This is a genomic window from Paenibacillus sp. FSL R5-0475 (assembly GCF_038004585.1).
In the GTDB taxonomy this organism is placed as follows: domain Bacteria; phylum Bacillota; class Bacilli; order Paenibacillales; family Paenibacillaceae; genus Paenibacillus_AQ.
Map to the genome: position 1 here is coordinate 3,982,194 of NZ_JBBORK010000001.1, position 12,458 is coordinate 3,994,651.

The window sequence follows — 12,458 nt, forward strand, 5'->3', positions numbered from 1 at the left end:
TTGTGCTCTACGTCTATAACTTTATCATCAGAGCGGATTCTGGGGGATGAACTACATTTGGGAAACTATAGAACGTTTTTTGGTTCTTTGCGAAATTCATTTGGCGTGACGCCACACCACTTTTTGAAAATTTTAATAAAATAATTATCGTTCTCAAAGCCCACCTGCTGCCCAATCTCACTAATCGTTAGCTTCGTCTCTGCAAGCAGCATTTTTCCAGCCTGAATACGCCGCTCTTGAATATAATTCGTCAAAGTTTTCCCTGTCTTTTTCTTGAATAAGTCACTTATATAGCTGGCATCCATTCGTATCAACTCTGACATGGATTTAAGCGAGATGTCCTCAGAATAATGCTCTTCAATATAAGCAATTATTTTGTTCATCTCCACATGATCTGTCGGTCCCGTTTGTTGCTTCTCAGGAAACCATTTATCGGCCTTCTTCATCTTCACCATTCGCTCCAGCTCGGCATGAACCTTACCCATGGTCTGCTTCAAACCTTGGAGATCTAAAGATAGCTTCAGAATGTAGTCCGAAGCTCCAAATACTAGTGCTTGCCGAGCGTATTCAAATTCACTCAATGCGGTCAACATTACAAATCGGCAGTCGAAGCCTTCCTCTCGCGCAACTTGAAGGAGCTTCACCCCATCCATCACTGGCATATTGATATCCGTCACTACCACATCAGGATGAAGCTCACGAATCATTTGCAAGCCTACTTCTCCATTCTCCGCCTCACCTATAATTTCAAAAGGGATTCCAGCCTTTAAGAATAACTTCCGTATACTTTTAACCGCGGGTTGTTCATCATCCACAATTAACGTTCTCCACATGTGAGCTTACCTCCATCGTAAGGTTTTGAAATAAGAAGTGGAAAATGGATAATCACTTCAGTTCCTGTGTCTGATGATACAATGTCCATGCCTGTCCGTTGATTCTTGAACAACAGCTCTAAGCTCTCCCTAATATTCTGAACACCGATTCCTTGTCGTTTCCGTGCAGTCTTATTCAGCTGTGCTCTATCTATCCCCATGCCGTTATCTTTAACCTGCAGATATAGTTGCTGTCCAGTCACCTTAGCGGAAATATCAATTCTCCCTTGTTTCACAGACTGACCGAAGCCGTGAATCAAGCTATTTTCAATTAAGGGCTGAAGACAGAATTTAGGGATTAATGCGTATTGTAGTTCCTCGTTGATATCATATTGAATCTCAATCCCATGTCCGAAGCGTTGCCGCTGAATCTCCATGTAAGATTCAATTAGTACAATCTCATCCTTTAACAGAATCAAATCCACTTCAGTATTTAATGTTGTTTCCAATATTTTGCCTAGCGCAACACAAATTTCATAAATTTCATCATCATCTTTATCTAAGGCGATGCTCTTTATCGTATTCAATGTATTTAGTAGGAAATGTGGATTCATCTGCGAAAGTAACACCTGAAATCGAACGAATTGCTTCTGTTTTTCTTCAAGCTGAAGACGCTGCAACAGTTCATTTAAATCATGGATCATTATATTGAAACTCTGAGTCAGTGCAAGAATCTCTCCCCGCCCTTGCTCGGGTAATTTCATTTTGAGATTCGTTTTAGCGGTCATCTCCATCTTCTTCTGCAGCTTCTTTAGCGGCACTGTAATCGTCGATGATATAAAATAAGTTAATAGAACAAATAGCAGGAGTATGACTCCAAATACAGCAAAAAATCGTTGCTTCTGCTTATACACCTCAAGAAATAGCTGTGCTAGCTGTACCTTTTTAACGACATAACCATTCAACTCTTCGATGTAGCTGTATGTGTATAAGCTTTTCTCCTTCGGATCGATGATGGATGCAGCACGCTCTGTCTGCCGTTGGTGGTCACTCTTCACAATACTCTGCGCAATATCTGGAGAAAAGGTCTCATCCTTATCCGGATTAAGCATCATTCTCCCTGAGGCATCGAGCAGAAAAAAAGCCCCTTCCTGCTTACTCCCTAACGTTGATCTAGTAAACCACTCCTCATAATCGATACTTAGTCTTGCATAGGCATAAATGTTAAAACCATTATCACGCATAACCTCATAGAGGCTAAGCATTTTCTTACTTGTTGTACTTTCCCGGACCACATTGTTCTTGTCATTCGGATTCCATATATATCGATTCGCTCCTTCTCGCTTCAATACTTGAACCCAATCTTCCGATTGGATTTCGTCGTAGCTCAAGGTTTCCCTCGGCATAAAGGAAGTGTATGCGTTTCCATGAAGGTCGATTAAAGTATAATACACCGTCGCTCCACTCATGAAGAATGTATTTTCAATCGCTCCAAACTTGTTTTCAACGAGCTTTTTTCTCGTGATTTCATCAGATTGCTCGGGATTCTTCATTATCGATAAAATCGTTGTATCTTGTTCGAGTAATGACCCTGTTTTCATAACGAGACTCATGAGATCAACAAAACCATTCTTAATCCCAATAAGCTGCTCTATGTTCTTCGTTTCCGCATTATCCTGCAGCATTTGTTCTGTCTCTTTGAAGTTATACAGTACGAGCATGGCAATGGGTGTTAGTACCAACAGTAAGAAAGCTAACAAAATCCGATTCTTAAAGGTACTTGGCGTAAGTTTCAAATATAATCGTTTCAAAAGAGGACTCCCCTTACAGTGTATGTGCTTACAATCCTTCCACCCTATTGTAATCTTCTCCTGCGCAAAAAAATAGAGCCGGGATATTCTCCCGGCTCTACCTAATTTCTACTCGTCGATCTTCAGTACTGCCATGAATGCTTCTTGTGGTACCTCTACGCTACCTACTTGCTTCATGCGTTTCTTACCTTCTTTTTGTTTCTCTAGCAGCTTCCGCTTACGCGAAATATCACCGCCGTAACATTTTGCAAGTACGTTTTTGCGCATCGCCTTAACGGTTTCACGCGCAACCACCTTCGTACCCACAGAGGCTTGAATCGGCACTTCGAACATTTGACGAGGGATAATCCCACGTAGTTTCTCACAAATGATACGACCGCGGTTGTATGCACGATCACGGTGAACGATAAAGGACAAGGCATCGACCTGCTCATTGTTAAGCAAGATATCCATCTTGACCAGATTCGAACGACGGTATCCGCAAATTTCATAGTCGTAAGAAGCATATCCTTTCGTACCGGATTTCAACTGATCAAAGAAATCATAAACGATCTCTGACAGCGGAATCTCGTACGTAATCGTTACACGATTAGTATCTAGATATTCCATATTTACGAACTCGCCGCGTTTGTTCTGGCACAGCTCCATTACAGTACCTACGAAGTCGTTAGGCACAATGATCGCTGCTTTAACATATGGCTCTTCAATGTAGTCAATCGTTCCGATTTCCGGATAATGTGACGGGTTGTCGATTTGAATCATTTCGCCATTGGTCAGCATAATTCGATAAATAACACTCGGTGCTGTTGTAATTAGCGGCAAATTGAACTCGCGCTCAATCCGCTCTTGAATGATCTCCATATGCAAGAGTCCAAGGAATCCGCAACGGAAACCAAATCCAAGCGCGCTCGAGCTTTCCGGCTCAAAGCTTAGCGAAGCATCATTAAGCTGGAGCTTCTCCAATGCCTCACGAAGATCGTTATAATCGGAGGTCTCAATTGGATACAACCCGCAATATACCATCGGGTTGATCTTACGGTAACCTGGAAGCGGCTCAGCAGTAGGATTCTTTGCGTCAGTGACAGTATCACCGACACGGGTATCTCCAACATGCTTGATCCCAGCTACGATAAATCCAACATCCCCGATGTTCAATTCATCGACAATGGTCATACGCGGCATAAATGCGCCAACTTCAATGACCTCGAAAGTCTTCTCAGTTGCCATCATCTTAATCTTCGATCCCGCACGGATTTTACCGTCCATTACGCGCACATAGACGATAACGCCTTTGTAAGGATCGTAATGAGAGTCAAAAATCAACGCTTTAAGCGGCTCTTCTGAATTACCGGATGGCGCAGGAACCTGCTTCACCACCTGCTCCAGAATTTCCTTGATCCCGATACCGGCTTTGGCAGATGCCATAACCGCTTCACTGGTATCCAGCCCGATAACATCCTCAATCTCCTGCTTTACCCGGTCAGGGTCAGCGTTTGGCAAATCAATTTTGTTGAGCACAGGTAGGATTTCAAGGTTATTATCCAGTGCTAAATACACATTGGCCAGTGTCTGCGCTTCAATTCCTTGAGCCGCATCCACAACCAGCAGTGCGCCTTCACATGCTGCAAGACTGCGGGAAACTTCATAGGTGAAATCGACGTGTCCCGGTGTATCAATCAAATTGAGATAATACTCTACACCATCGTCTGCACGATAGGTTAAACGCACGGCTTGCAGCTTTATTGTGATACCACGTTCGCGCTCCAGATCCATCTGATCGAGTACCTGTTCCTGCATTTCACGCGTGGTTAGTGCCCCCGTGTATTCCAAAATGCGGTCAGCTAGTGTCGATTTACCATGGTCTATATGTGCAATAATCGAGAAATTGCGAATTTGTTGTTGTCTTTTCTGAACGTCAGTCATTCCTTACCCCCACAGACAGCCTGATATTAATCCACTTATTATAACAGTACAAGCTTACTCCATCAATCCCGCCCTTACGTAAAACAGAAGAAACAGCTATTCACGTACCCGTGAAATAACTGTTTCTCCTGAAATCATTGTGATTCTTCCGCCGAATCGAACAATGAGACTACCCAGCGTATGCCCTTCTGAGAAGCCTGCTGCAGAAGGCCTGCCGTTTTATCCGCTATCACATCGACTGTCGGCTTTTGTTCCTCAGGAATCAAAATCTGCTCTGGAGTTTTCGTATTATACCCATCTACCACCTTCTGAGGAAGATCTGTAGTTGGCGCAGGATTGCTATTCTGAGGCAATGGAGAAACAGGCGTATATGCACCTGTGAGAGGGTCGATCACCATCGGAACATACACATAAGTCTGCCCACCTTGTGTAACCCCATTCTTAATCGGCTGTGATTGCATGCCCGTCACTTGGCTGGTTGGCGTAGTCGATAGATCAGTCCAGCCTGGCAGCAGCTTAGAGACAGTTGCCCCTCCGCTGCCACTAAACTGCATACCTAACAGTATACCGACCCCTGCCCAAATACCGACCATAACCAGTTTTTTACCGAAACGAGACATGTAAGCCACTCCTTTTTTAAATACTTGGTAATTAGGCTGTTACTCTAATGAATGCCTAAAGGTTAAGAAGCTCCGTCCGACTTTTGAGGTGCTGTAGCATTGGTTTGTCCCTTGCTCTCTTGGGTTGTGGGATTCGTCGCCTTGCCAGCAGCGTTTACCTTCTCCGAGTCATGACTGCTCCAGTACACATCCGCAATAGCGTCTGCCAAAATATCAGCCGTACGCTTTAATTCCTCTGCTGTATTATCAATACCGCCCACTTCAATCAAAACACTGTTAGGCGAGAGGGTTTGATTGTACTCTCCGTTGTTTCCTTTACCCGCAGCTTTTCCCCATATCCCGCGAGATATTCCTGGGTAGCCCTTCTCAATCGTTTGATGGATCTTGTTCGCAAACTCTTCGTTCTTCTTCCAATCTTTATTCGCATGTCCAATGATAAAATACACCTGAGCGTAACTTTTCCCATCAATCACTGCAGTTGTTTTGCCATGACGCTGCGAGTCGCGGTGAATGTCGATAAGTTCACTCATTTCTTGGTTTGAGCTCATTGCAGATTTAACCAGCATTCGAGAGTATTTGTAGGAAAAATTCCAGTTATAGTCGGCAATTTTTGTTAGAAAATCTTCTTTGGCATGAACTGTACCAATCCCGCGTTGTTCCAATCTTTTCGTAATATATGATCCTACCAGCATTACATTTTTAGTTGAAACCGCAGAGCTTGGATTTTCGTTCGCTACTCCTAGTAGAGGGTTATAGGCCTCCCGAGGATGTGAATGATAGATAAGGATCCGTTTAACTGAGGTGTCCTTGGTATTATCTGTCTCGCTTTGCGGATCACTCTTATCCGTACCTCCCGCAGCTCCTGATGGCTCAGGAGACGGAGCTATTGTCGCTTCAGGCTGCTGTGCTGGAGTATCTTCGGGCTTGTCCACTTCGTTTGGAACCGATGGATCAACCTCTTCCCCTCCACCTTCAGCCAGTTCATCCGTTCCCGGATGATAATCAACAGGAGCTCCTGTAGAGCCACCCGAGCCTTTTCGCAAAAGAAATGGATCATCCGCTGCCAAGCCTGGCACTTCACGAGAAACAAGACTCTTCGGATCACTTGGGTTCACACTGGTCAGCAATTGAAATACAAAGGAAGTTACTTTTTCACCTGAAAAAGCGGAAGGCTCTTTCCCTTGCGGTAAATGGGGGACCTCCATCCCCAACAGCTCCATGAAAAATCCACTCGATAGGGAGGCCGCAAGCCCCTTCATAGATGGAATGGGTGAAGAGTTCAACTTCTGTCCGGCCAATCCACCAGCGCCAAGCAGCATGAAAAATACTAGCGAACCTCCGGCCAACAGCAGCATCGTTCTTCCCAGCGATAAAGCATCCAGCACTCTTCCACGTAAACGGCCGATGTTCCAAAGCTGAAACCATTTTTTATTCATTATATTTATGTCCTCCTCCAGCCCTCTGTAATCTCTTATACTCCAAATCTATGAGCGAAAGAGAAATAGTAGAACCCTAAATGAGAGAATAGACATAGAGTCCGGCGAGATACTGTACATCAGCATCCCGCCGGACTTGTGCTAGCTATGATTCAATTAGTGGGTATAAGCGCCGACATTCTCAGGATCGACCGCATCATGCAGGGCCGCGTTCAGACCACTGGCTACAATATTGGCGATGCCTTCAATAAATTCATCGATTTCCTTAGGTGTAACGATCAAATCATGTCCTAGTGGCTCAAGTACTTCCTTCACTAATGACAATCGTTCCTGCTCAGAAATATCGTCTAGCATCCCCATAATTTCCTTGGTGTGACCAGCTCCTTGCCCGAAATGATTCTTCATCATCTCCAGTACATTATTTACAATGGTCGAAGCATAGCAAACTGTAGGAACACCGATAGCAATACAAGGAACACCCAGAATTTCCTGCGTCAATCCGCGCCGTTTATTGCCAATCCCCGAACCGGGGTGGATACCGATGTCGGCAATTTGAATCGTCGTATTGATCCGTTCCAGCGAACGGGATGCCAGCGCATCAATGGCAATAATAAGATCCGGCTTTGTACGATCCACGATCCCCTGTACAACCTCACTCGACTCGATACCGGTCAACCCTAACACCCCGGGAGCAATAGCACTTACCTTACGGTAGCCTGGAGAGACCTGATCCGGCACGAGCTCATAAAATTGCCGAGTAATGAGCGCATTCTCCACCACCAGCGGCCCCAATGAATCTGGAGTCACATTCCAGTTCCCCAATCCAACAATTAGTACAGATGCATCCTTACCAATCCCAATCCTAGTCAGGAAGTCCTCGAATTCGCGAGCAAAGACTTCAGCTACTTTTTGCTGCAAGCCAGTATCTCCGTTGCGCAATGCTGGTACCTCAAGCGTGACATAATTTCCAATCGCGCGACCTATCGCCTGTGATCCGGCAGCGTTAGCCACACCAAGCCGGGTAACTTTTATCCCATCAGACTCTTCCACTTCTTCGTTTACACCAGGGATTGGCGTCCTTTGTGGCCCTTGAGCCATTTCCTTTGCCTCTAACGCCAAGTCCGTGCGTACCGAATATAGCTGCAGATCCGGTTCCATTGTTCCAGCCTCCTAAAAGTTTTGTTAGTATCGCTCCATTGAATTACTTCGGACAAAACTCACATCGGAAGCGATACTTAGTTTTGTGAGTAGACACTTCTTTGAGTTACTTCTAACAAAAACTCAAATTGCAAGCTTCTGCCTATGCTCTTTTGTCGATAGTGTGCGAGAGAAAGCCCTTGTTTATGCAGGTTAAAATGGTTTAATTTGAAAGCTTTAAGTATTGCTTTTTACTACCGGTCATGCTAAACTATTTTAAGTTGTGAATCATTTGATAATGATTTCGAATGTCTTACAGGAGGTGAATGCAATGCCAAATATTAAATCCGCGGTTAAACGCGTAAACACGAACGAAAAACGCCGTGCACTGAACGCTTCCCAAAAATCCGCGCTTCGTACAGCTGTGAAAACTGCTGATGTAGCACTGACAGGTACGGAAGTTGAAACTGCTCAAGCTGCTTTCCAAGCTGCTTCCAAAAAGCTGGACAAGGCCGTAACTAAAGGTCTGGTTCATAAAAATGCGGCTGCCCGCAAAAAATCCCGCTTGGCGAAGAAATTGAACGCTCTTAAGGCTCAAGCCTAAGACGACATTCATAATGAGCAATTGAAGAACCTGACCGCTATGTTTCATACGGTTGGGTTTTTTTGTGCCTACTATTCTATAAATATAAGTAATAGTTTCCTTTAGACGTTAGTTGAATGAAAAAAAACCACCTTAGAAAGGTAGTTTTCTTAAACGATCAACTTTTCTCTTTTGAATAAGTTACTTTCATTCCGATTAGGCATTTTTCATAGATGGATCATCTCCATATACTTTTTCCACTGCTTTGTTCAAGTACCTAGCCGCAACATAAACAACTCCAGACCAAGCACTTTATCTATAGCTCCTGTCTTCATCTTATAATCCAGATCAGCTAGTGCACTTAAAATTTGCCGCAGACGTTCACTTGAGAACTTGTGGGCCTGCTCCCCTGCAAGCTTTACTGCATAAGGATGAAGTCCAATCTGAGAGGCAATCTGACCTTGCGAATAACTATGTGCTGATAAATCCTTCACCTGTAAAATAATTCGGAACTGCCGCGCAACCAGCGCAGCAATCTTAATGGGTTCTTCTCGCTGCTTCAACAGCTCATACAGCGTATCAAGCGCCTTATCTAGACGCAGATTAGCGATATCCTCTACAAGCGTAAACACATTTTGTTCCGTTCCGCGATGCACCAGACTCTCTACTGCTTCTGCGTCTACGGTTCCGCCCTTACCAGCGAACAAACATAGCTTGTCCATTTCCGCGGATAAGCCCTGCAAACCTGTCCCAGCATTAGTGATAAGAATCTCTGCGGTGCCAGGTGCCATCGTACAACCCCGCTCACGAATCCCTTTCTCTACCCAGCGCAGCAGTTCTTCTGCCCCTAGCGGGTTGAAAGCTAATACCGTACCCGCCGTTTTAACAGTCTTCACAATTTTCTTACGCTCGTCCAGCTTGTCACTATTCACCATAAAGACGATCACACTGAAATCTACAGGATGCTGCAAATAATCACTTAAAATATCTATACGATGCTCAAGTTTGGCATTTTCTTTTCCCGCTGTAAATAACGATGCGTCCCGCACCAGCAATAATTTACGTTCTACCATAAAAGGTACAGTCTCAGCTTCTTCTACCACAGCCTGCACCGGCGTCTCAGAGAGATCAAAGGGAATAACCGCAAAATCGCGATCCTCTTTGGCAATCAGCTGGTCTTCCAGCATTGCCGCGAATTCATTCATTCGAAATTTTTCACTGCCGTACAAAAGGTACAGCGGTGAGATTTTCCCTTGTTTGATTTCTTTTATCGCCGTTTTGGCATCCATTCCGCCACTTCCTTTTCCATTCATCTAGCCCAATTTACCCAGATTCCTATTGTAGCAAAAAAAACGACATAAATGCACATGCAAAAACGGAGAAACTCTGGCAGCCATGGCCAAAGCCCCTCCGTTTAAGCGGCGCATCTATATAAACGCCGGAGTGAGAAGCCCTAGAAACTTCCCATCCGACGGTCATACCGATGTTCTTCAAATCCTATACTTTCTAGTTCCTGTCCGGTTGCTATAGTATATTCTGAAACTTCGAAAAATGTTCCAGCCTCAATTTAATTTGTTGACGTTGAAGATGGAGTCTTCGATGGTGTCGCCCCAGGTGATGTAACCGGCGTTGAAGAAGCTGCTGCTTCCTGTACAGTGTACACCTTAGTGGTATTCACACCATCCTTCTCCGTCACATACGTGAACTGCGAGCTATCCGCCGACCATTCTCCAGAAATCCAATTTCCTTCTAATGGATAAGAAGTCACTGCTATCCTATCTTCCACTGAACCTTCGGGTGAATTCTTATAAATAACAAGCTGTAATCCAGCAAACTCAATGGCATAATGCCCATCAGGGGAAGTCCAAGTCTGTACATTAGAATCATTAGAATCATTAGAAATGTTAAAACCCATAACGCCCATTCCGAAGTCATCAGAAGTCTTTAATGATTCCTCCGTAGATGTCGCTGAATCAGCTGCGATCCCTTTATCTATAGAAGCAGGTTGATCCTTCTTATCAGCTTTGGACTGATTATTACCGCCAGCACTAGTATCCGGAGTTTGAACTTTCGTTACAGTATCCGGCTTCGGCGTCATAATCTTCTCCGTAGGATTGGGCTTCACATTATTTGTTGGTTCTGGTATCGACCGTCCTCCAGATCCAGCATTAGTTTCTGTTGGAGAAGTCGGCATCGACGCAGGGTCTACCGGCCCCATCGCTCTATCTAATGCAGCGTTATCTTCATTCACATCAGGAGCAGCTGGTAGAGCCCCCGAATCCGTTCCGCTATTAGCAGGCGCAGCCTCATATGATTCAGCAGAAGTAGAGGCTTGCGAATCAATAGCCATATTATTAGCACTATCGCTGGTCGCTTTACTACTATCCTGCATCATTTGTTCTACCTCTGCCCCAGGCATTTTATCCGGCATATTAAAAATAGCGATCCCTAATATTACGGCAGCTGCGATAGCTCCAATGCCTGTCCGTGCTGCTATAGAGGTTCCCTTGGAAGGTTTACCGCGGGAGCTTTCTCGTGAAAATGGAACTACAACTGGTTCCTCGGTTCTCACAGCGCTTTGTTCACGACTGCTTCGATCCAATTCTGCAAGCTGAGGTAAAATAGAGTCAACCAGACTAAACGGGGGTTTCACGTCTGGCAACTGCTCCAATTCTTTGGAGAGAAGTGTCAGCCGCTCAAAGACTTCCGCGCAGGAAGGACAATTATCGATATGACGGAACATCTCAACAATCTCATCTTGGCTCAAGTCTTGGTCTATATAGCGGTGCATCCATTCCATCACCTCCGCGCATTTCATCCCGATACACCACCTTTCTGGTACTCCTGAAGTCTATTCTGCAGCTGCTGTCTGGCCCTAAACAGATATGATTTCACTGTATTCAAAGGCAAATCCAGGCAGTCTGCAATCTCGTTGTAAGAAAAATCTTGTAAATAGCGCAGGACGATGACTGTCCGATGATGCTCGGGCAATTGATCAATCGCTTCACGTATATCCTCAGCTAAATAAGAGGATAGAACCTCACGTTCCACATTGTGTTTATCCTGAAACACCATTTCATGCTCATCAATAGAAACTGTAGGTTTAGTTCTTCTGAATTTATCAATGCAAATATTGGTAACGATTCGCTGAACCCACGTTTTGAACTGGGCCTTTTCCTCATATGAACCGATTTTGGTATAAACCCGGATCAAGGCCTCCTGAGATGCATCCAGCGCATCTTGTTCATTATGCAAAATGTAGAAGGCGGTTTTATATACATGCCCTTCAATTTCTCGCAATAGGGTGATTAGAGCGTCGCGATCGCCCGCTTGAGCGGCTCTGATGAGTCCCTGCTCCACCACGAAGGTTCCCCCTCTCTATGCAATCTTACTGACGCGCAAGACTGCGAATTTGTTGCAACCCTGTAATTAATATTTTTAGAATACCAAACTTTTCTTAGAACGTCATGTTAAGCCATCTTTTATAAAGTGCTATCGCACATTTCATAGCATTTCGCAGCCAATAATTCCTACTAAGCATACAGGGGAAACTTCAATCATTCAAATACTCTTTTGAATAACTTTATAACAAAAATGACACAAGTATAAACGCCTTCGGCATCCCAATAAGGCCGGCAAGCGTTTAGGTAAGAAATATCCCCCATTTCCAAAAGAAACGGCTTATCCTCCTGTCGGAAAAGAAGCCGTCAGTAAACAAGAAATAACCTTAGTATCGAGCACATAACTCTATTTATATAACACAATCTTGCAGAGCATGAACACTGCGTAGTTGTCCCTAGTTTCATCATCCACAACATACGCCTCTCCATTCTCAAAAATATGAGGGTTATTGTAATTCCTCTCTAATCTATAGATCTGGCCTTCCGTCACCTTACAACCATGAAATGCCGACGCAATTTCTACGTATTCCGCATCCTCTTCATCAGCTGCAAGATACAGCTTTTTATCATGATAAGCAGGCATATACTCACTCCCGGTCCGATAATAAACCATTCCAATTCGTAGACGTCAGTCAATCATCATAACTCTTCTACTTTATAGTTTATTGCCTTTGTCCTCATTCTATACTTTATGAATACATATAATGTAAGAAAATCTGAATGTCGGAAAATATG

The 12,458-nt window shown here is 44.3% G+C and carries 11 protein-coding genes; 1 reads left to right on the plus strand and 10 read right to left on the minus strand.

Annotated features, from left to right (window positions below; translation table 11 throughout):
- Positions 1-65: 65 nt before the first annotated feature.
- The 6 genes from MKX41_RS17880 to gpr all read right to left on the minus strand — a co-directional run bounded on the left by MKX41_RS17880 (position 66) and on the right by gpr (position 7,760).
- Positions 66-833 (minus strand): response regulator transcription factor, encoded by a 768-nt coding sequence (locus tag MKX41_RS17880; protein WP_340972305.1) that lies wholly within the window; start codon positions 831-833, stop codon positions 66-68.
- Positions 818-2,623 carry a cache domain-containing sensor histidine kinase gene (locus MKX41_RS17885; protein ID WP_340972309.1) on the minus strand — a complete coding sequence of 602 codons (1,806 nt, stop codon included), beginning with the start codon at positions 2,621-2,623 and terminating at the stop codon, positions 818-820. Before MKX41_RS17885 ends, MKX41_RS17880 begins: the two co-directional genes overlap by 16 nt.
- A 108-nt stretch (positions 2,624-2,731) precedes the next feature.
- Entirely contained in the window at positions 2,732-4,546 is a 1,815-nt protein-coding gene (lepA, locus tag MKX41_RS17890) for a translation elongation factor 4 (protein ID WP_036677511.1), read from the minus strand.
- A gap of 134 nt (positions 4,547-4,680) precedes the next feature.
- A complete protein-coding gene (locus tag MKX41_RS17895) occupies positions 4,681-5,166 on the minus strand; it encodes a hypothetical protein (RefSeq protein ID WP_149647636.1) in 486 nt (161 codons plus the stop codon).
- 62 nt (positions 5,167-5,228) lie between these two features.
- Entirely contained in the window at positions 5,229-6,602 is a 1,374-nt protein-coding gene (locus MKX41_RS17900; protein WP_340972312.1) for a stage II sporulation protein P, read from the minus strand.
- A gap of 156 nt (positions 6,603-6,758) precedes the next feature.
- A complete protein-coding gene (gpr, locus tag MKX41_RS17905; protein ID WP_042191024.1) occupies positions 6,759-7,760 on the minus strand; it encodes a GPR endopeptidase in 1,002 nt (333 codons plus the stop codon).
- 310 nt (positions 7,761-8,070) lie between these two features.
- On the opposite strand from gpr, the gene rpsT reads away from it, so the two are divergent.
- Positions 8,071-8,343 (plus strand): 30S ribosomal protein S20, encoded by a 273-nt coding sequence (gene rpsT / locus MKX41_RS17910; protein ID WP_042130412.1) that lies wholly within the window; start codon positions 8,071-8,073, stop codon positions 8,341-8,343.
- Positions 8,344-8,591: 248 nt separating this feature from the next.
- Here the strand turns inward: rpsT and holA are convergent, their stop codons facing one another.
- The 4 genes from holA to MKX41_RS17930 form a co-directional block, all read right to left on the minus strand.
- Positions 8,592-9,611, minus strand: a complete 1,020-nt coding sequence (gene holA, locus MKX41_RS17915) for a DNA polymerase III subunit delta (RefSeq protein WP_340972318.1) — start codon at positions 9,609-9,611, stop codon at positions 8,592-8,594.
- A 278-nt stretch (positions 9,612-9,889) separates the two neighbouring features.
- Positions 9,890-11,140 (minus strand): anti-sigma factor family protein, encoded by a 1,251-nt coding sequence (locus MKX41_RS17920; RefSeq protein ID WP_340972321.1) that lies wholly within the window; start codon positions 11,138-11,140, stop codon positions 9,890-9,892.
- The gene (locus tag MKX41_RS17925; RefSeq protein WP_036677530.1) at positions 11,137-11,685 is read right to left on the minus strand and encodes an RNA polymerase sigma factor; all 549 of its coding nucleotides are present in this window, start codon (positions 11,683-11,685) and stop codon (positions 11,137-11,139) included. The genes MKX41_RS17920 and MKX41_RS17925 overlap by 4 nt, the downstream gene beginning before the upstream one ends.
- 384 nt (positions 11,686-12,069) lie before the next feature.
- A complete protein-coding gene (locus MKX41_RS17930) occupies positions 12,070-12,306 on the minus strand; it encodes a hypothetical protein (protein WP_042191032.1) in 237 nt (78 codons plus the stop codon).
- Positions 12,307-12,458 lie beyond the last annotated feature (152 nt).